The sequence below is a fragment of the Bacteroides zhangwenhongii genome (assembly GCF_009193325.2).
Classification (GTDB): domain Bacteria; phylum Bacteroidota; class Bacteroidia; order Bacteroidales; family Bacteroidaceae; genus Bacteroides; species Bacteroides zhangwenhongii.
The window spans coordinates 3,039,162-3,060,131 of the sequence record NZ_CP059856.1; the positions used below are offsets into that span (position 1 = coordinate 3,039,162).

Here is a 20,970-nt window from a genome sequence, read left to right on the forward strand (position 1 = left end):
TTATATTTTCATTTATATATTTCTTTAAAAAAACGAATGTATCCGATGTTACCCACTAGACACATTCGCTTGTCAAAGGGAGTAGTGTGATTACCGACCTAGTTGGTAATCGTCAGATGTGTAAGTCCCGCATCATCAAAATTCTTTTTAGTAAGCGGCACATCCGGTCCTATAATAACTGTGTTAAGTTTCTTCAGTTTCTTCAGAACTGTCAGGTCCACTTTCGGATTAATCGTTTTGTCCACCGAGAAGCCTTTACCCTTTATGATAGAAAGTGTTTCCAGATTAACAAAAGGTAAAATATCAACCAACGTTTGTATTTCTCCCTGAATAGTCAGTGATTTAAAGTTCTCTATATCCTGGCAAGCAGGCATACGGTCAGCAAATCCTATCAACCATGTGTTCCACCAATCGAAATATTCAAAACGTAAATCGGTAGTGGACCAGTCTTCGCCGATTGTAGGACCATATATCAATGCCCATTCACCGGATAATGATTTTTTAAATTCCGAATCATTGTAGAAAGGAACATTTTCCGGACGAGTGTTTGAGGCAGGTACATATTTATCCGTCAAAGATTTAGTCTGTACTTCAATCGTTTGTTCCGGACCGGCAACTCCTTTCGCCAGAAGTTGTACTTTGATTGTACTCTTTTGATTATGAGGTAAATTGGCAACGTATGAATAATCCGTAGGTTTAAATTTATCCATCACCTCTTCACCATCCCGATCCGTATAAGAAACCTTTATCTCGTCAACAACGGGAGGAAATGCCCACTGCAAAACAGCGGAAGTGGCACTACTTACTCCGACAGCGGCTTCAATCGGTAAGGAAGACAAATCAATATCTGTCGTATTAATCACAGTCTGTTCTGAATAATTCCAGTAATCTCCTGCTGATTCCGTACGTCCCAAAGCTCTTAGATAATATGTGCTGTTAGGGTTTAAGAACAGAGTCTCCGTAAATTCTCCCGACAATTCTGTCAAATTCTTCTTTATTCGTTTGTAAGTATGTGAACCGCTTTCGCTTTCATTCATAGCCGTACGTTGTCCGGGATATTGCTCTTTGCCATATACCAATCCTATTTCCTGATTCTTGGAGCGTTCGTCATTTACCTGATAAGTAAAAGTGACGTTCGCTGTAATGCCGTACAACACTTCCACCTTCTTGATTTTCAATGTTACGTTGGGGGTAACAATCAAGTCCATTTTCTTAAAACTACGAATATCACCATAAATGGTATCCAACTCAAAGAACGGTCCGTTCGCCCATACTTTATAGCGGGAAGGATATACTTTGGTATTGCGATATGTTCCTTCAGGAAGTGTGTTATACTCCAAGGGAACCGCTACATTTCCATACTCCAGATCAAGTAACTTTAATTTAGCTCCATAATATTCGGTAGCCACCTTTTCGCCGGTCAGCCTGTCAATAAAAGCGCCTTCGTAGCCACCGGTCAAATCGTCCACACGTTCGTCAAGTTCACACCCTGACAGATTCAGTGTTAACACTGCTAAAAGTAACAGTTTGATATTTATATATAATCTAGCTCTATTCATATTCTTTTCTTTTAGGGTTATCAATTCCAACCGTCATTCTGCACGATACCCGGGCTTTTGCTTAAAGGAAGCGGACAATAATAGTCTCTTTCCTCGAACCATTTCACTCTCGTAGCCAAATCCGGTGCTTCTACTTTCTCCAACGTATAATAAACGGAGGCAGGAGAAGTTGTTTCATCGATATGAAGAATGGGATAGAGAGCCTTCAACGTTTTATTGTGCATCTTTTCTTCCCCAATGCGCCAACGCTTCAAGTCCCAATAACGGAATCCTTCATACATCAAGTCTATCCGACGTTCATGCCGTACAACCTCCAAATCCATCGTTTTTGCAGGCAATCCTCCATGTATGCTGCGCAACTGATCAAAAGCGACTTGAGCAACCGTTAAATAATCATTCACTCCATAGGTTGAAAGCTCGACGGCAGCTTCAGCCAAATTTAAAATAACCTCGCCATACCGAATAACGACTGCATCCTGATCGTTTTCTTGTATAAGATAATCATCCAGCCTCTTCACTCCATAAAGTGTTTTTTTCAGAAAAAATCCCCAGTTAGTAGTTCCTGCGGCAGAAAGGTTCAAGAAGATACCATCTGCCCCACTTTTCATGTATTTTTCGTGACCGGGCACTTTCCCCGCTCCCATCCAATCTTCAGATTTTTCATAAGAATATTCTTCAGTAGTTCCATCTGTCCTTTTTACGAGTGTTTTCCGGTAAATAGAGAAACGTTCTCCCAAAAACTCTCCTCCCGGATAAATAACAGTGGCATCCAGACGCTTATCACGGTTTGCAAAAAAATCTTCGGGATTATTCTTTGAAGCGGCATAATCCAATGGCTGAATCTTACCGTCTAATGTTTCAAATTGTTCGACAACATCTAAAGGAGGAACCATAAAGGCACAGTAACCGGCCCGTTTGATACGATAAGACTGATACCAGTAATCCTCATATACAGCCACTCCTGTCTTGGCAACGTTAGCAAAACGGAAAATTATCTCATTATTATTTTCATCTTTTCCATTAAACAAATCGCCAAATTCAGTAGAGAGCGCATACTTACCATCATCAACGATTTCCTTTGCTGCTTTTGCCGCTTCCAATAAATATGTTTTCGCCATTTCTTTGCGGATTCCCTGGAAACTATTATTTGAAACTTTTCCATACTTAGCAATAGTCCCCGCATACAACATAGCCCTCGACTTCAACGCCAAAGCTGTATACCGATTGGCACGGTCACGATCTTCTGATGCAATACGCTGTACTTTCGGAAGCAATACAAGAGCCGAGTCCAAGTTATCTTTTATATAATCCCAGGATTTTTCCTCTGTAGAACGATTGTTGATGGAGCTTACATCATCCAACGGACTTGAATACAAAGGCACACCCCCATATCGTTTCACCATCTCAAAATACAGATAAGCACGAATAAAATAAGCCTCACCGACTGTACTCAACACCCCTTCATTATCCGAATTCTTATAAGTGGCGATAAACTTATTTACAACATTGATTGTCTTATAATTCCATACCGCCTCAAATATTTCACCTTTGCTTTGAGAAAAGACTCCTCCAAAAACAGTACCCGGAGTGTTATTTCTCATAACCCCATTCTCGTACGTAATATTGCTCGCTCCATCATCGGTAAAAGCATCCAAATGATGTTGCCTGTACGACATTGCTCCGTCACCAATACAATGGATTGATTTACGTAATTCCGCATAATTGGATAAGAACTGTGCTTCTGCCAGTTCGGGATATTTGGCAATGTCCTCTTCACTAAGAATGGTTTTCGAATCGACAGTAAGCCAATCGCTACATCCACAGCACAAGCTCAATGCCAATACCATATATATGATAGATTTTACTTTCATAACCTGTTAGAATTTAAGATTTATACCTACATTAAATGACATGATTTGCGGATAGCTGGCAAACGAATACTGACTTTCAAGCTGTTCCGGATCAAAGAATTTCTGTGAGGAAAAGGTCAGGCAGTTATAAAGATTCGCATAAATCCTCAACTGTTTGATATTAGCTTTCTGGGTAATTCGTTGTGGCAAAGTATATCCCAACTCCACGTTTTTCAGACGAATGTAACTTCCATTCCACATCCAAAAGTTAGAACTTAGACGATTGATCGTTACTGATGTAAAATCTCGGACTGCCGGAAAATACCCGGGTATCCATTCAGAATTCGGATCAGTATAATCGGCACGATGCCAACGATCGCCAAAATATTCCCAAGTGTTCAAGTTAGTAGCTCCTTCCTGGAAAGCATCCATATCGAAAGCACCGATCTGGAAGTCCGACAATGCCCCTCCCTGCCAGAACATGGAGAAATCAACTCCCTTCCAGGAAAGTCCCAGATTAATACCATATACCAACTCCGGATAAGCATTTCTTCCGATAGGACGTTGATCATAATTGTCAATATAGCCATCGCCATTCCAGTCTTCATACTTTAAGTCACCCGGCAATATGGCACTGTTATTATTCGAATTATTATGCATGGGTGCATTGGCTATTTCTCCATACGACTGATAACGTCCAATACAGTTATATCCCCAACGTACGTTATTCCAATGTCCTTCAGTGTTCCATTTCCATTCGTCATAACCGCTTGTAAATCTTCCGTGCTCAATGTTCCCTTTCCGGGTTCTGGACCACGACATGTTTCCTCCGACAAAATAGTTGACTTCTCCTATTTTATATTGATGATTCAATGAGAACTCAAAACCGCGGGTGTTGTCATGGTCTAAGTTATACCAAGTAGCCAATGCTCCTGCATTATCATTGGCCTTTTGTGCCGGAAGTCCCTTACGCTGACGATAGAACACATCTGCCGATCCGCTAAGCAAACCATTCCACAACTTAAAATCAACACCCGCATTTATCATTGACGAGGTAGCCCATGTAAAATCAGGATTAGGATTCAAGGTGGGATTTAATCCATAAATGGTGCGGTCACCAAAATTCATCGGAGTACCCGGATATTGATAGCCGCTTTGAAAATAGTATTGCTCATTATTAGCATAATATTGACTGGCAGCCGACAAGTCACCCAATTCTCCCCAGGAGGCACGAATTTTAAACTCATTCAAGACTTTCTTCAACGGGTTCATAAACTCTTCGTTTGTCAGCATCCATCCTACAGAGGCAGAGGGAAAGAAACCCCACTTATCGGCAAAATACTGGGCACCATCATATCGGAAGTTGAAATCGACAAAATACTTGGAACGGTAATCATAAGAGAAACGACCGATGAAAGAAGCCGTCCTGTATTTACGGAAAACTTCACTATTTGTCACTTGTTTATTGGCAATTCCACCCGCCATCATATCCAACACAGTAGAAGGAAATTCTCCACGAGACGTAACAGTAGAACGGTTTTCCGCATCCGAAAATTCAAAGACCAGTCCGCTGTTTATATTATGATTCCCGAACGAACGGATATAATTGATAAAACCTTGTCCGGTTATATTATAGGAAAAACCATCTTCCAAACTCAAACTTGCTTTATTGGCATTAGAGGCGGAAGCACTCTCATAATATTCCTGCGCATCCTCCCGATAGCCCATATAAACGATATTCATATTCCAGTTCTTATTCCACGAATCAGATTGCGTATATCCCATCGTAGCCTTCAAAGAAAGCCCCTCTACAAAGGGAACCTTATACTCTAAAGAAAAATCCACATTCAGATTCTTGGCTATTTTCTTGGAATATCCGGATGCCTCTTTATCCGCCAATGCCATCGGATTCACCGTACCTTCCCCACCAAAGGCATAATAGTCGTCATGCCCCGGCCACTTTACCGGAATATTCGGAGCCATATCTTTCATTTTGCGGGCTATCTCATACGAAGCGGATCTCGGATAATTCAGACTGTTAATGACAGCTCCCACTCCGACAGATAACTTCAAGTTTTTCAGTATATCCGCATCCAAATTACTACGGAAATTGAAACGATTCTTATCAGTAGAATTTGTTGACCAAATACCTCCCTGATATAAATAGCCGGCTGAAATAAAATAACTGACTTTATCTGTGCCTCCCGAAATATTGATATTGGACTGGGTGATGGGAGCGTTCTTTATCATTTCCTCATACCAATTGGTATTATAAGCATAGTCACGTGTAGCCATATCAGCGGGAGTAATTACCGCGTTCTTATCATTAATCAATTTCATATTAGCATAATATTCACCGACTAATGTCTGCCACAGCGGGGTTGATGCAGGCTGTGGATAGTTATGAGGCATTTGTAATCCGAAGCGCGTATTGATATCCAATGTCGTCGGTTTGTTTTTTCCTCCTCTTTTAGTCGTTACAAGAATAACTCCATTTGCTCCCTGCATCCCATAAACAGCGGCAGCCGATGCATCTTTCAATACGGAAACGGACTCAATTTCGGAAGGATCGATATCACTGTAATTTCTTCCCGGAATACCATCTACTACCACCAAAGCAGAACCAAAACCGCGAATTTTCAAATCGGCACCATCTGAACCCGGTTCAGCACTAGTCTGACGGGAAAAGACTCCGGACACACGCCCTGTCAACGCATTCTCCAGATTGGGGACTGTGGACTTGACTAATTCCTGATTGTTTATAGTCGAGACGGAACTGATTAATTTCTCACGTGTACGGGTCGTATATCCTACCACAACCACTTCATCAATTGTTTTTGTATCTTCAACCAACACCACTTCTGACAGCTTATTCATTTCTTTTGCCGAATAAGTCACAGAAGCGAAACCTATATAGGAGAAAATAATCTTCGAATCATCCGAAGGCACATGAATGGAATAAGCTCCATTAAGATCACTGACGGTCCCGATATTAGTACCTTGCACTACAATACTAACTCCGGGCAACGGTTCACGAGACTGGTCGAATACCACTCCTTTTACAATAGAACTTTGACCTTCTTTCTTCGTTTTTTCCTGCAATACTTTCTTTTTAATAGTTATCTGTTTTTTATTAATGCTATAGGCAAGCTCCATGTTAGCAAAAACTTTATCCAGAATTTGCTCTACTGTCATGTTTTTGAAACGTGCAGGAACCTTCACATCCTTATCTATCAATACGTCATAGTAGAAAAAGACATAATCACTCTTTTCTTCTATCTTCTTAAAAAGTTCCATTAGTCCCAACTCTTTATAGTCCAAAGTAATTGTTTTCTTCTGGGCATACAATTCAGTAGGAAAAGCGGATAGCAGAAACACACCCAATGCTAGAAAAAAGCATATAAAGGGCCTTCTCACACTTAGGCAAGTGTGATTCTTTTTTTGATGTTTTTCATTCATCTGTTTAAGAATTAAAATTATACTTCAATATTTTAAGGCTATTCTATTACGAATAAAACTGGCTGGTATCCTTTCTCTCTCAAAAGGATAAATTAGAGTATGGTTTTTCACATATTAATCATAGGCTATTTTTTCTTTATTGTTACTTTATAAACATTGTTTTCCTTACTTATTATCACAGGAGCCGTTTCTGTGATAGTATTCAATATCTGTTCGATCGTATCGTCCAAATTCAGTTTTCCGCTACAAGTGATTTGTTGTTGTTTATCATAATCAATTCTTACATTATAGTATCTGGACAGCTGTTTGAGTATTCCACTAAGTTCTGTGTTTTTAAACGATAATCGTCCCTCTTTCCACGACACATAATCTTCCACATTCACTTTGTCTACAACATATTTATCAGTTGATTGCCTGAACCGGTCATTGGGTAAAATACGCACAGTTTCTCCATTAGACGCTGCTACCTCCACTTTACCTGTAACCAGCACAATACTTTTCTCTGCGTCATCCCGATAAGCCGAAACATTGAAAGACGTTCCCAACACTTTTATTCCCATATCCGATGTTTTAATAATAAAAGGTTTCTCCGGATTAGGAGTCACATCAATATATATTTCTCCATCTACATATATTTCACGTTTCTTATCTTCAAAATGTGTTGGATACAAAAGCACTGTTCCTGCATTCGCCCATATTTTCGTACCATCGCAAAGAGTGATACGGGCACGTTTGCCATACGAAACAACTAATTTATTAAGCTCCCCTTCAGTAACATCTGTCGCCATTTGGTCATAGTTCAAATCCGGGTTACTTTCAAAAGTTTTTTTCAGCTGATCGTTAACAAAAAGCTGTGTTTTGCCACTCATTAACACAGAGTCGTTCACTTGCAATAAAGTTAGATAATCAATTGCCGGAGCAGTCTTCCAAATAACCTCTACCGAAACAAACAGGATAAGAATAGCTGCCGCAACTGAAGCGCTCCACCATCTCATCTTATACAATCGATGTTTACGTTGAGACATTTTCCGATTTTGAATGGCTTGTTCCAGTTTCAAACAAGCATTATCCACTTCTTTTGGGGGTAAAACCGGCTTTTCCCACTTTAACGCCGCCAGTCTCTCCATCGCTTCTTTTAAATACGGCTCACGATCGGGACAATCGGCAATGATTTTTCGATAATAATCTCCTTCTCCGGAATAATACCAGAAAAGAAATAAATCATCGTTCAAAAAATCAGCTGTAGTATATGATGAATATTCTTTCATTATTTATTTCAATTAAAGACCTGTTTACTATATATACGAGCTTCGTATGCCTTTCATCTCCTTTTTTCCTCAAAAAAATAAATAAAAAAGCAGGGAGTTATAAATTTACGTTCCCTGCCTCTGTGTACAATATTCATTTTCAACTATTTAAAAACAGAAACGCCATGCAGGTATAAGATAAGAAAAAACAGAAAATAATCTTTTGAATCCAGTTTTCTTAATTTCTCCATCGCTTTAAAGACTTGTCCGCGCACCGTTTGAATTTTCATATCCAGCATTACCGCAATCTCTTCATAAGGCATTTCCTCTATAAAATGTAAATAGACTATTTCCCGCTGATGATCTGTCAGCAAATCAAGAATTCTATTCACCCTTTTTTTCAGTAATAAGTCTTCTTCATCAGAAATAAAGCTTTCTTCAACGGATACGGATAATTTAAAACTCCTTTCCTCTTCTTCTATAGAAGATGTATCTTTCTTTGTACGCTCCCAATCAATCAGCTGATTCCTAACCGAACGCAACAAATAAAATTTTATTTTCTTCTCATCAATACACAGGCGCTCATTGAAATACAATTTTAGATATACTTCTTGAATTGCATCTTTCACATCTTCGGTATTGAACCCCAAACTCACTCCATAAGCATACAAATCTTGATAGTAGAATTTGTAAAGTGCAATAAATTGCATATCCCCTTCCTGAACAGATTGATGATTTGATTCCCAGAACTTCATTTTGATATTTTCGATATTTTCAGCAGTTCATTAAACTTTCAATTAACAGATTGGCACAAAGATAATAAGCTTTCGGACTTTATTCGTTCATTATTTAAAAAACTTGCCAGGTTCCCCGTCACTTTAACTGGGAATCTTCCATTTCCATACAAAAATGAATTAGGAACATTGATGTAACGCATCACCAAAAATTATCCATCAAGATACGAACTTTATTTCTTTCTCTGCCTACTATCATTAATTTCACTGCCTATACTTATTTCGTTTAACTATAGTCTCCCTTACGTATGACTATAGTTATGCGCAAAGAAGACTATAGTTATTCTTGCGGAACACTATAGTGCAACGAAGTAATAGTAGCGGACGAAGTAAATCCGGATAGGCAAGCAATTATTAAATTATCATACCTATTATATTATTGGGAACTCAGACCTTTAACTAAAATTATTACGGAAAAATTTCTTTAATTAGGATTATCGTTGTAATTTTGTCGCGCTAAAAGATAAAACAAATTATCAACTTTTTAAATATATAGTATTATGTCAAAAGTAACCGTAGTAGGCGCAGGTAACGTAGGTGCTACATGTGCAAATGTACTTGCTTTTAATGAAGTAGCAGACGAAGTAGTAATGCTGGACGTTAAAGAAGGCGTTTCAGAAGGTAAAGCAATGGATATGATGCAGACAGCTCAATTGCTGGGCTTCGACACTACAATAGTAGGCTGCACTAATGACTATGCTCAGACTGCTGATTCTGACGTTGTTGTGATTACTTCAGGTATTCCTCGTAAACCGGGTATGACTCGTGAAGAACTGATCGGTGTGAACGCTGGCATCGTTAAATCGGTAGCACAGAACATCTTGAAATATTCTCCAAACGCTATCCTTGTTGTAATTTCTAACCCGATGGACACAATGACTTATTTGTCATTGAAATCTTTAGGCTTGCCGAAAAACCGTATTATCGGTATGGGTGGTGCTCTGGATAGCTCTCGCTTCAAATATTTCCTGGCTCAGGCTTTGGGATGCAATGCTAACGAAGTAGAAGGTATGGTTATCGGTGGTCACGGTGATACTACTATGATTCCGTTGACTCGTTTCGCTACTTACAAAGGTATGCCTGTAACCAACTTCCTGTCAGAAGAAAAACTGAACGAAGTAGCTGCCGCTACTATGGTAGGTGGTGCTACACTGACTAAATTGCTGGGTACCTCCGCATGGTATGCACCGGGTGCAGCTGGAGCATTTGTAGTTGAATCCATCATCCACAACCAGAAGAAGATGATTCCTTGCTCTGTATTCCTGGAAGGCGAATATGGCGAGTCAGATATCTGTATCGGTGTTCCTGTTATTCTTGGCAAAAACGGTATCGAAAAGATTGTTGAACTAGACCTGAACGCTGACGAGAAAGCTAAATTTGCTGCCAGTGCTGCTGCTGTTCACAAAACAAACGCTGCTTTGAAAGAAGTAGGTGCTCTTTAATCCCCTTTTACATTTATATATTAAAAGGCTGTTCTTCATTTCAGAAGAACGGCCTTTTTCTTTTCACCGGAATCACTAATTTTGCTATATTTCTAAAAAAAGCTAATTCTTTTTGCTTTCTCATAGAAAGCACATACATTTGCATCGTTGTTTATGCAATTATTGTTTAAGCTAACAAGTACAAATAAACAGACTATTTCCATAAACAAATTACATAAGAACAGGGTTATTTAAATAGAAGTATCACCTTATTAATATGCAAGATGCGATGAAAAAACTATTTCTCCTGACAATCCTATTGCACCTGACTTTTATAGTAAAAGCGCAAACTTCACTAAGCTTGGATAGTTGCCGGGCATTAGCGCTTACCAACAACAAAGATTTGTTGATAAGCCATGAAAAAATAAATGCAGCCCATTACCAACGAAAGGCGGCATTTACCAACTACTTACCCAACTTTTCGGCAACCGGAGCTTACATGAGAAATCAAAAAGAATTCTCTCTATTGAACAACGATCAGAAAGCGGCACTCTCCGGATTGGGAAGTAATCTGGCAGGTCCCATCGGGCAAGCCGCAGCCGGAATTATAGCAACTTATCCCGAACTGGCTCCACTCATATCCTCATTAAGCGGAAGTTTACCGGCAGCCCTCGACCAAGCAGGCAATTCTTTGGTGGATGCGCTTCGTACAGACACCAGAAATGTATATGCCGGAGCCATCACATTAACCCAGCCTTTATATATGGGCGGTAAAATCCGTGCTTATAATAAAATAACGAAGTACGCCGAAGAGTTGGCACGCCAACAACATAATGGTGGTATGCAGGAAGTTATCATGAGCACCGACCAAGCCTATTGGCAGGTAATCTCACTGGTCAATAAGAAAAAATTGGCAGAAGGTTACTTAAAACTTCTGCAACAACTGGATAGCGATGTTGAGAAGATGATCGCCGAAGGAGTAGCGACCAAAGCGGACGGTCTTTCCGTACGCGTCAAAGTCAATGAAGCGGAAATGACACTAACTAAAGTGGAAGACGGATTGAGCCTTTCCCGAATGTTGTTGTGTCAACTATGCGGTCTCGATCTGAGTTCACCCATCACGCTGGCGGATGAAAATATGGAGAATATTCCATTAATTCCGACAGACACTCATTTCGATCTGTCCACTGCATACGAAAACCGTCCGGAGATACGCAGTCTTGAACTGGCGACACAAATCTACAAGCAGAAAGTCAACGTAACCCGCGCCGAACATCTTCCGTCTATCGCATTGATGGGAAACTACATGGTCACCAACCCTTCCGTCTTCAACAGTTTTGAGAATAAATTCAAAGGTATGTGGAACGTAGGTGTCATGGTGCAGCTTCCTATATGGCATTGGGGAGAAGGTATCTATAAAACAAAAGCTGCAAAGGCCGAAGCACGCATCGCCCAGTATCAGCTTCAAGATGCACGAGAAAAAATAGAGTTGCAAGTCAATCAAGCAGCATTCAAGGTGAATGAAGCAGGCAAGAAGTTGGTTATGGCTTCCAAAAATATGGAAAAAGCAGAAGAAAACCTCCGTTATGCAACGCTTGGATTCAGAGAAGGCGTAATTGCCACCAGCAACGTTCTCGAAGCGCAAACCGCCTGGCTATCCGCCCAATCTGAAAAGATCGATGCACAAATAGACGTAAAACTGACTGAGATTTATCTGAAGAAATCATTAGGAACTCTTCAATAAGTGGAGAGTGAAAAAGTGGAGAATGGAGAGTTGGGAGTAAAACTCATTATCTGGTAATTTATAAATAGTAATTTAGTAATTCATTATAATATGGTAACTACAAAATCACAAAACAGCAATATGCTGCTGGCTTTTCTTACTTTACTCGGAGTTATTGCAATCGTTGCAGTAGTTGGCTTTTTCATGCTTCGCAAAGGCCCTGAGATCATACAAGGGCAGGCAGAGGTTACCGAATACCGCGTTTCAAGCAAAGTTCCAGGGCGTATTCTGGAATTTCGCGTGAAAGAAGGTCAAAGCGTAAATGTCGGTGATACACTGGCTATTTTAGAAGCTCCTGACGTCATGGCAAAAATGGAACAGGCACGTGCAGCCGAAGCCGCTGCGCAAGCACAGAATGAGAAAGCAATCAAAGGAGCCCGCAAGGAACAAATCCAAGCTGCTTACGAGATGTGGCAAAAAGCACAGGCAGGTGTTACTATTGCCGAGAAATCATACCAAAGAATCAAAAACCTGCATGAGCAAGGAGTTATGCCCGCACAAAAGTTGGATGAGGTAACCGCACAGCGTGACGCCGCCATCGCAACCGAGAAAGCCGCCAAAGCTCAATATACAATGGCTAAGAACGGAGCCGAACGTGAGGACAAAATGGCTGCGGAGGCTTTGGTGAACCGGGCAAAAGGTGCTGTTGCCGAAGTGGAATCGTATATCAAGGAAACCTATCTTATAGCGCCTGCCGCCGGAGAGGTTTCTGAAATTTTCCCGAAAGTCGGTGAATTAGTGGGTACAGGAGCGCCAATCATGAACATAGCCGAACTGAACGATATGTGGGTAACATTTAATGTGCGCGAAGACCTCCTCAAAGATTTGACTATGGGAGCCGAGTTTGAGGCAATCGTACCCGCTCTGGATAATAAAACAATCAAACTCAAAGTATATTATCTGAAAGATCTAGGAAGTTATGCCGCTTGGAAAGCAACTAAAACAACCGGACAGTTTGACTTGAAAACATTTGAGGTGAAAGCTTCCCCTATGGAAGAAGTGGAAAACCTCCGTCCGGGAATGTCGGTTGTCATTGACAAATAAGAAGTCATGAAAGAAAGAGAAAAGAAATATATAGCTTTGTGGCAAGTCATGCAAAGGGAATGCCGACGGTTGGTTTCACGTCCGCTTTACCTTTTCTGCATGGTTATCGCTCCACTATTCTGCTATATCTTCTTCACGACATTAATGGATTCGGGACTTCCGCAGAATCTTCCGGCCGGTGTAGTGGATATGGACGACTCATCGACTTCCCGCAACATCGTGCGCAATCTGGATGCCTTCTCGCAGACGGGTGTCATAGCGCATTACAGTAATGTGACGGATGCGCGAATTGCTGTACAGGAAGGGAAAATCTATGGATTTTTCTACATCCCGAAGGGTTTATCCGCAGAAGCGCAAAGCCAGCGGCAACCTAAGATTTCTTTCTACACCAACTATTCTTATCTGATTGCCGGCTCCTTGCTTTTCAGAGACATGAAAATGATGGGGGAACTCACCTCCGGTGCCGCCGCACGAACCGCTTTATATGCCAAAGGGGCAACGGAAGGCCAGGCGATGGGATTTCTGCAACCTATTGTGATTGATACGCATCCTCTGAATAACCCGTGGCTGAACTATTCGGTATATCTGTGCAACACATTGATACCGGGAGTACTTATGTTACTTATATTCATGGTTACCGTCTATTCAATCGGTGTGGAAATCAAGGACCGTACCGCACGTGAATGGTTACGTATGAGCAATAACTCGATTTATATTGCATTGGCAGGAAAACTACTGCCCCATACGGTTATCTTTTTTATTATGGGCATATTCTATAATGTATACCTGTATGGTTTCCTGCATTTTCCTTGCAATAGCGGTATTTTTCCGATGATATTCGCAACACTCTGTCTCGTTCTCGCCTCGCAATGTTGCGGCGTTGTCATGATAGGAACCTTACCGACCTTGCGGCTTGGACTGAGTTTCGCTTCCTTATGGGGAGTTATATCATTCTCCATCTCCGGCTTTTCATTTCCGGTAATGGCGATGCATCCCGTTTTACAAGCTTTGAGCAATCTGTTTCCGTTGCGTCACTACTTCCTTATTTATGTAGATCAAGCGCTCAATGGGTACAGCATGGCTTATTCTTGGAGTAACTATATGGCATTACTGATATTCATGCTGCTTCCTTTTCTGGTAGTTCACCGCTTAAAAGAAGCACTTGTTTATTATAAATATATTCCCTAAATGAAAGATATAAAATTAAAAGAGAAGATAGTACAAGGTATCAATGACCTGTTTTATATCTGGAAACGGGAGTTTCAGACAACTTTCCGCGACCAGGGGGTACTGATATTCTTTATACTCGTTCCATTGGGTTATCCGCTATTATACAGTTTCATTTACGATAATGAAGTTGTGCGTGAGGTCCCCGCTGTCGTTGTGGATGACTCTCATTCATCTCTCAGCCGTGAATACCTGCGCAAAGTAGACGCTACGCCCGATATCCAGATTGTTTCATACTGTGCCGATATGGAGGAAGCCAAGCAGATGTTGAAAAACCGACTTGCGTATGGTATTATCTATATACCCTCTGACTTTAGTGATAATATAGCTAAAGGAAAACAGACGCAAGTCAGCATTTATTGTGATATGAGCGGATTACTTTATTATAAATCCATGCTCATAGCCAATACAGCCGTTTCATTGGATATGAATCAGGATATCAAAATTGCACGTAGTGGCAATACTACTGACCGTCAAGATGAAATCACCGCTTATCCGATAGAGTATGAGGAAATTTCCATATTCAATCCTACTGCCGGATTCGCAGCTTTTCTGATTCCTGCCGTACTGGTGTTAATCATTCAGCAAACCTTATTGCTCGGCATTGGCTTGGCTGCCGGTACTGCCCGAGAAAACAACCGTTTCAAAGACCTTGTTCCCATCAACCGGCATTACAACGGTACTTTACGGATTGTACTCGGAAAAGGTCTGAGCTACTTCTTGATTTATATATTGGTAGCTTTTTATGTACTGTATATTGTCCCAAGAATATTCAGCCTCAACCAAATAGGACAACCGGACTCATTAGTGTTATTTGTTGTCCCCTATTTAGCCGCCTGCATATTCTTTGCAATGACTGCCTCTATCGCTATCCGCAACCGGGAAACGTGTATGCTGATTTTTGTATTTACATCTGTCCCTTTATTATTTATCTCCGGAATTTCATGGCCGGGAGCCGCCATACCTCCCTTTTGGAAGTATGTATCTTACATCTTCCCGTCTACTTTCGGTATCAATGGTTTCGTGAAAATCAATAATATGGGAGCTACTCTAAGCGAAGTAGCCTTTGAATATAAAGCTTTATGGTTACAGGCAGGCATTTACTTCCTTACCACCTGTTGGGTATATCGCTGGCAAATCCTTATGAGCCGTAAACATGCGATAGAGAGATATAAAGAATTAAAAGAGAAGGCCCTACATTAATTCATTTTTGATATAGGATATTAAGTTGTATGACACCCGGGTGTCATGCAACCTGAGATCCGGGTGTCAGACAAGTAGTTCTTGCAGATAAATGAGAGACAGAATGTATAACTCGTCCCAATATCATATAATAAGAAGAAATATATCAAACATTATAATATAAAAATCCCTCGTTCCAGAGAGTATAGAACGAGGGATTTTAAAGAGATATTATAAAGAGAGTATAATCCTTATTAGAATTTATAACCTACACCGATAGAGAAGTTCATGTTCTTTCCAGAACCATCACCATCGTACAACTTAGTTAAACCAAATTCTCCAGTTAAGTCTATAAAGAATTTATTGATTTCGTAAGCAACACCTACGCCAATTCCCGCATCAAATCTCTTCATGCCAGCTTGATCATCACCATCTCCAAAGATATCTATTTTTTCACTTTCGCCACCTGCTTCATATTTTTCTTTACCAGCAATACCAAATGCAAAATAAGGACCTGCTTTTACCACAATATTCTGATTATCAGCAACGGCAAATCTTGCAGCAGCCAAAACTGGAATCTCAAGATACATCGGATTGTCTGTGATTTTCAACTCATAGCCACTTTCTTCAATTTTAGCCTTTGCACCTTTAGTCGTAAACATCAAAGATGGTTGAATAGACCACATTTCTGTAAACTGATATTCCATACCAACCCCAACATTGAAACCTATTTTCATATCAGTTTCAGCATCACCTGTAAAATTACTCATGTTCATACCAACTTTGGCATTCCAAGAAACCTGAGAATAAGAAACGATAGAAACAAGTGCAAATAGCACAAAAATCAAACCTTTTTTCATATCATTTATTTTTTAATTCGCCTCCCTCTTTCCCTTTGGTCAGCATTATTAATAGTTTTGTATCTCTAGTGCGGGGAATTTCCTGAACTTTGTTAGAGTATCAAGACACACCGTTTCATATTTAACGTCTATTTCGTACCCGCAAATATATTTCATTTATTTTATATAAAAAAATCCTAGAACAACTATTTTTTGCATAAATGTTATTAAAGTGTGACTATTTAGGCGAAAATAGTGTTTATCCTGTCATTTTTCGTGCTTAATAATTTTGGTAAAATAATATCATTGAAACATTCTTGCAACAAACACACATATTTTATTATAAACCAACGGGTAGTCACAAGAATATTCTTATATTTGTTCGTTATATAAGAAACATTATATAGATATGAGAAGTTTCGCATGGATTATCGGCTTGCTACTTTGCACCGTTTACGGTGTACAAGCCCAAGACAGAGTGATTGAACGTCCTCCTTTTCTAGCCTGGAGTTCCAATAGCATTGAGATTGATAAAATTGTTATGGGAGATACAGTTACCACCCTATACATTAAAGCTTATTATCGCCCTAAATATTGGATAAAAATTGCGACAGGCAGTTTTCTGAGAGACAATAACGGAATGCTTTACCCTATCCGCAAGGGAGTTGGAATCACATTGGACAAAGAATTCTGGATGCCGGAATCAGGAGAAGCCGAATTCCAATTATTGTTTCCTCCCATTCCTCAAAATGTGACTAGTCTTGATTTCTCGGAAGGAGATTTTGACGGAGCGTACAAGATATGGGGAATACAACTGGACAGAAACGCATTTTACAAGCAAAAACTTCCTAAAGAAGCGGTTAAGCACAAAATAAACAAAAAAGCGGCATTACCCACCCCTAAGTTAGCTTATGCTACCGCTACTTTGAAAGGGAAAATCCTCGATTATCAGAAAGATATGATGAAACAGATGCGGATGCATATAGAAAGTCCCGCATCGAATATCCACAACGAACAGAATATTATAAAAATCGAGGAGGATGGCAGCTTTCAAGCAGAAGTAAAAGTAACGTCCGTCACAAGCGTTGCATTGGAGCTTCCTTTCGGCTGGGTGGAATGCCTGATAGCCCCCAATGAAGAAACATCTCTCATTATCAACACAAAAGAACTTTGCCGTAGGCAGACACATCTGCAAAAGAAGGATAAAACATTCGGAGAACCTGTATACTTCAACGGATATCTGGCCAGCTTGCAACAAGAACTGGCTTCGGTAGATATTGATATCACATTAAAAAGTATTTTCTACATGGATATGTACAACGCCATTGCAGGGAAAAGCGCAGATGAATATAAAGCCTACGTACTGGAACGTCTTCCATCCATCCGGAAAGCAATAGAACAGTCTTCCTATAGCAATGCATGCAAAGAACTATTAAACATACAGGTAGATCTGGCAGCAACCGGGAAAATCGCGATGACAGACAGAGAGCTAAAATCTGCTTATATTGCTGTAAATAAGTTGAACAGAGAAAAAGCAAACGAATATTTTTCCAATACGCATATTGATATTCCCGAAGGATACTATGACATATTAAAGGAATTTACTTCCATCAATACCCTCAAAGCGTTATACAGCAGGCAGTATGCATCAACAATCTATCTGATCAGTTTTATGCCGAACTATCGGAAAATACTTAAAGAAACGTTAGGAACGAATCAAGGGCCATTATTTGATTATATAAGATTCAACGAACTGTACCATTCTATCAAAGATTTCATTCCATTGACAGCAGATCAGGAGATAGAAATAAAGAAGTTGTCTTCTCCGGCGTATACCGAAATGCTTACTCAAACGAACAAAGAAACAATAAAGAAAATAGAATTGAACAAAAGGAAGAGTGGATTTACTATCAATGAAGCGGGAGAAGTCTCCAATGAAGATTTGTTCCCATCCATCCTTTCCAAGTTTCGCGGACACACTTTACTAGTTGATATTTGGGCAACCTGGTGCGGTCCTTGCCGCATGGCCAATAAAGCAATCGCCCCGATAAAAGAAGAATTGAAAGAGAAAGACATTATCTACCTTTACATCACAGGCGAAACGTCTCCCAAAGGAACATGGGAAAATATGATTTCCGATATTCACGGTGAGCATTTCCGCGTAACCAACGAACAATGGAATTTTCTGATGTCCAACCTCAACATAGAGGGAGTTCCTACCTATTTTATCATTGATCCTGAGGGTAATATCACTTATAAGAAGACAGGATTTCCGGGAGTGGAAACGATGAAAGAGCAGTTACTGAAAACTTTGAGTAAATAGTTCTGAATATGGTATAAAAGGGGCTTTGGAGTATCCAGAAGAGTGTTGACATAATGAATAAACGAAACGCGGATTAACGCAAACATAGTAGAAACAGTTTTACAAATTATTGATAAATATATAATTGAAATACCCTACGATAAATTGCGTTAATCTGCGTTTTATTATTCATTACGATGCAGTTCTTTTACAAACTCTTATTTATGCATCTCTACAATCTTGGTAGGAGCCATTTCCACATTCCGACGATCTACCTGACGGACGACACTGGCTGCCAAGGAAAGGAACGCACGTCCGGTCACGGAATCTTCATCCAATGCGACAGGAGTACCATTATCTCCTCCTTCACAGATGCTTTGTACGATAGGAATCTGTCCCAGCAAAGGAACATTCATCTCTTCAGCCAGTTTCTTGGCACCTTCTTTGCCGAAGATATAGTATTTATTTTCAGGAAGTTCGGCAGGAGTAAACCATGCCATATTCTCAACCAGACCGAGAATGGGCACATTTACCTTATCATTGGTGAACATATTGATTCCCTTACGGGCATCCGCCAAAGCAACCGCCTGCGGAGTGCTGACAACAATCGCCCCTGTCATAGCCAATGTCTGAACAACGGTCAGATGAATATCACTGGTTCCGGGAGGAAGGTCTATCAGGAAATAATCCAAATCTCCCCAAGCCGCATCACCTATCAACTGTTTCAACGCATTGCTTGCCATCCCGCCACGCCATAAAGTAGCTTGATCCGGATCAACAAAGAAACCGATAGACAATAATTTCACTCCATATTTCTCTACCGGAATAATCAGATCACGACCGTCTATACGCTCGGCATACGGGCGCGCATCTTCCACCTGGAACATTTTCGGCATGGAAGGACCGAAGATATCCGCATCGAGCAAACCTACCTTATAACCCAATTTCGCCAAAGCAACCGCCAGATTTGCTGACACGGTAGACTTGCCTACCCCGCCTTTACCGGAAGAGATACCAATAATATTCTTTACCTGAGGAAGCATCTTGCCCACCTCCGGACGGGGAGCTTGTTTACTTTCTGTCGCAATCGTCACCTGCACATCCGGAGACACATAGGTATGAATAGCCGTCTCGGCAGCTTTCACCATTGATTTCATAAACGGATCGGTCGGTTTCTCAAAGATCAATGAAAAACTGACAGACATACCGTCAATACGGAGATTATCGGCAACCATCTCCGCTTCTACCAAATTCTTTCCCGTACCGGGATAGCGCACCGTTGCCAATGCATCCAATATCAATTTAGGATAAAGAGTCATGTCAATTAAAAATTAAATATTAAAAATTAAAGAGGGAGATGCGCAGGCTCCTTGAGTGATAGGAGGAGATGCGTAGGTCCGGTCCATATTTATGCAGTTTTATTTACTTGTATTTAGTCCGCTACGCTTGCTGCGGTTATAACTGCGATAAGAATCAAGTTCTATTTCCACATCCGGCTCTTGCAACTTCCCTTCCTGTGGAAGACGGAATTTGATATACTTGATGTTTAAACCACGATCGAGCCATTGTTGTTCATAATAGGTCTTGATACCGAGAATATCATCCACCAATTCCGAGTGATATAAATCTTCGGTCATAAAATCTACCGGAAGCCGGTTCGCCTCTATCATGTATTTTGTATAAGTAAACATGAAATTGCTGTCCGTCTTCAGGTGGATAATGCCGTCCGGTCGCAAGAACTTGCGGTATCTTTCCATAAAATAAGTGGAGGTCAGCCGTTTCGTCGCTTTCTTCATCTGCGGATCAGAGAAAGTAAGCCATATTTCACTCACCTCACCCTCAGCAAAGAAGCGTTCGATAATCTCAATATTGGTACGCAGGAAAGCCACATTCTTCATTCCCGCCTGCAATGACTCCGTAGCTCCGGTCCACATACGGGCTCCTTTGATATCGACCGCTATAAAATTCTTCTCGGGAAACATCTTTCCCAGACCGACCGTGTACTCACCACGTCCACAGCCCAGTTCGAGTACAATAGGATGATCGTTTTTGAAAAACTCCTCATGCCATTTTCCCTTCATATCGAAAGGCACGTTATCTATCGCCGAATAAGGATACTCGAAGACGTGCGGATAACTTGCCATATCGGCAAACTTTTCTAATTTGTTCTTACCCATATCAATCCTGATTAGACTGCAAAGGTACTGATTTTGACGTAATCGGCAAAAAGAAAAAAGAAGAGGATTATTTTCACCACAGATTA

14 protein-coding genes are annotated in these 20,970 nt (G+C 40.5%); 6 read left to right on the forward strand and 8 right to left on the reverse strand.

Features of this window, described 5'->3' with window-relative positions; translation table 11 throughout:
- Positions 1-98 precede the first annotated feature (98 nt).
- The 5 genes from GD630_RS12180 to GD630_RS12200 form a co-directional block, all read right to left on the reverse strand.
- Positions 99-1,559, reverse strand: coding sequence for a DUF3823 domain-containing protein (locus GD630_RS12180; protein ID WP_143864790.1), 1,461 nt, complete (start codon positions 1,557-1,559; stop codon positions 99-101).
- 20 nt (positions 1,560-1,579) lie between these two features.
- Positions 1,580-3,430: a RagB/SusD family nutrient uptake outer membrane protein gene (locus tag GD630_RS12185; RefSeq protein ID WP_143864789.1), complete on the reverse strand. Its 1,851-nt coding sequence runs from the start codon at positions 3,428-3,430 to the stop codon at positions 1,580-1,582.
- A gap of 6 nt (positions 3,431-3,436) precedes the next feature.
- Positions 3,437-6,706, reverse strand: coding sequence for a TonB-dependent receptor (locus GD630_RS12190; RefSeq protein ID WP_238482906.1), 3,270 nt, complete (start codon positions 6,704-6,706; stop codon positions 3,437-3,439).
- A gap of 287 nt (positions 6,707-6,993) precedes the next feature.
- Positions 6,994-8,136 (reverse strand): FecR family protein, encoded by a 1,143-nt coding sequence (locus GD630_RS12195; RefSeq protein ID WP_143864787.1) that lies wholly within the window; start codon positions 8,134-8,136, stop codon positions 6,994-6,996.
- Positions 8,137-8,279: 143 nt separating this feature from the next.
- On the reverse strand, positions 8,280-8,870 hold the full coding sequence (locus tag GD630_RS12200; protein WP_004297236.1) for an RNA polymerase sigma factor: 591 nt from the start codon (positions 8,868-8,870) through the stop codon (positions 8,280-8,282).
- Positions 8,871-9,409: 539 nt separating this feature from the next.
- Between GD630_RS12200 and mdh the strand changes: the two genes are divergently transcribed.
- The 5 genes from mdh to GD630_RS12225 all read left to right on the forward strand — a co-directional run bounded on the left by mdh (position 9,410) and on the right by GD630_RS12225 (position 15,587).
- Entirely contained in the window at positions 9,410-10,351 is a 942-nt protein-coding gene (gene mdh / locus GD630_RS12205; RefSeq protein ID WP_007749415.1) for a malate dehydrogenase, read from the forward strand.
- A 268-nt stretch (positions 10,352-10,619) separates the two neighbouring features.
- Positions 10,620-12,074 carry a TolC family protein gene (locus GD630_RS12210; protein ID WP_143864786.1) on the forward strand — a complete coding sequence of 485 codons (1,455 nt, stop codon included), beginning with the start codon at positions 10,620-10,622 and terminating at the stop codon, positions 12,072-12,074.
- 90 nt (positions 12,075-12,164) lie between these two features.
- On the forward strand, positions 12,165-13,157 hold the full coding sequence (locus tag GD630_RS12215) for an HlyD family secretion protein (RefSeq protein ID WP_143864785.1): 993 nt from the start codon (positions 12,165-12,167) through the stop codon (positions 13,155-13,157).
- Positions 13,158-13,163: 6 nt separating this feature from the next.
- A complete protein-coding gene (locus GD630_RS12220; protein WP_143864784.1) occupies positions 13,164-14,345 on the forward strand; it encodes an ABC transporter permease in 1,182 nt (393 codons plus the stop codon).
- Positions 14,346-15,587, forward strand: coding sequence for an ABC transporter permease (locus GD630_RS12225; protein ID WP_143868352.1), 1,242 nt, complete (start codon positions 14,346-14,348; stop codon positions 15,585-15,587).
- 233 nt (positions 15,588-15,820) lie between these two features.
- Here the strand turns inward: GD630_RS12225 and GD630_RS12230 are convergent, their stop codons facing one another.
- Positions 15,821-16,426 (reverse strand): porin family protein, encoded by a 606-nt coding sequence (locus GD630_RS12230; RefSeq protein WP_143868354.1) that lies wholly within the window; start codon positions 16,424-16,426, stop codon positions 15,821-15,823.
- 388 nt (positions 16,427-16,814) lie between these two features.
- On the opposite strand from GD630_RS12230, the gene GD630_RS12235 reads away from it, so the two are divergent.
- Positions 16,815-18,728 carry a TlpA family protein disulfide reductase gene (locus tag GD630_RS12235; protein ID WP_143868356.1) on the forward strand — a complete coding sequence of 638 codons (1,914 nt, stop codon included), beginning with the start codon at positions 16,815-16,817 and terminating at the stop codon, positions 18,726-18,728.
- A 197-nt stretch (positions 18,729-18,925) separates the two neighbouring features.
- Here GD630_RS12235 and GD630_RS12240 read toward each other — a convergent pair whose 3' ends face one another.
- The gene (locus GD630_RS12240) at positions 18,926-20,026 is read right to left on the reverse strand and encodes an Mrp/NBP35 family ATP-binding protein (protein WP_022275737.1); all 1,101 of its coding nucleotides are present in this window, start codon (positions 20,024-20,026) and stop codon (positions 18,926-18,928) included.
- 99 nt (positions 20,027-20,125) lie between these two features.
- Complete coding sequence (trmB, locus tag GD630_RS12245) at positions 20,126-20,884, reverse strand: tRNA (guanosine(46)-N7)-methyltransferase TrmB (RefSeq protein ID WP_143868358.1); 759 nt, start codon at positions 20,882-20,884, stop codon at positions 20,126-20,128.
- Positions 20,885-20,970 lie beyond the last annotated feature (86 nt).

What these genes read in the sequence shown, in the direction of transcription:
- GD630_RS12180 (WP_143864790.1), bottom strand. Translation starts at nt 1,559, where the DNA reads ATGAATAGAGCTAGATTATATATAAATATCAAACTGTTACTTTTAGCA.
- GD630_RS12185 (WP_143864789.1), bottom strand. Translation starts at nt 3,430, where the DNA reads ATGAAAGTAAAATCTATCATATATATGGTATTGGCATTGAGCTTGTGC.
- GD630_RS12190 (WP_238482906.1), bottom strand. Translation starts at nt 6,706, where the DNA reads ATGGAACTTTTTAAGAAGATAGAAGAAAAGAGTGATTATGTCTTTTTC.
- GD630_RS12195 (WP_143864787.1), bottom strand. Translation starts at nt 8,136, where the DNA reads ATGAAAGAATATTCATCATATACTACAGCTGATTTTTTGAACGATGAT.
- GD630_RS12200 (WP_004297236.1), bottom strand. Translation starts at nt 8,870, where the DNA reads ATGAAGTTCTGGGAATCAAATCATCAATCTGTTCAGGAAGGGGATATG.
- mdh (WP_007749415.1), top strand. Translation starts at nt 9,410, where the DNA reads ATGTCAAAAGTAACCGTAGTAGGCGCAGGTAACGTAGGTGCTACATGT.
- GD630_RS12210 (WP_143864786.1), top strand. Translation starts at nt 10,620, where the DNA reads ATGAAAAAACTATTTCTCCTGACAATCCTATTGCACCTGACTTTTATA.
- GD630_RS12215 (WP_143864785.1), top strand. Translation starts at nt 12,165, where the DNA reads ATGGTAACTACAAAATCACAAAACAGCAATATGCTGCTGGCTTTTCTT.
- GD630_RS12220 (WP_143864784.1), top strand. Translation starts at nt 13,164, where the DNA reads ATGAAAGAAAGAGAAAAGAAATATATAGCTTTGTGGCAAGTCATGCAA.
- GD630_RS12225 (WP_143868352.1), top strand. Translation starts at nt 14,346, where the DNA reads ATGAAAGATATAAAATTAAAAGAGAAGATAGTACAAGGTATCAATGAC.
- GD630_RS12230 (WP_143868354.1), bottom strand. Translation starts at nt 16,426, where the DNA reads ATGAAAAAAGGTTTGATTTTTGTGCTATTTGCACTTGTTTCTATCGTT.
- GD630_RS12235 (WP_143868356.1), top strand. Translation starts at nt 16,815, where the DNA reads ATGAGAAGTTTCGCATGGATTATCGGCTTGCTACTTTGCACCGTTTAC.
- GD630_RS12240 (WP_022275737.1), bottom strand. Translation starts at nt 20,026, where the DNA reads ATGACTCTTTATCCTAAATTGATATTGGATGCATTGGCAACGGTGCGC.
- trmB (WP_143868358.1), bottom strand. Translation starts at nt 20,884, where the DNA reads ATGGGTAAGAACAAATTAGAAAAGTTTGCCGATATGGCAAGTTATCCG.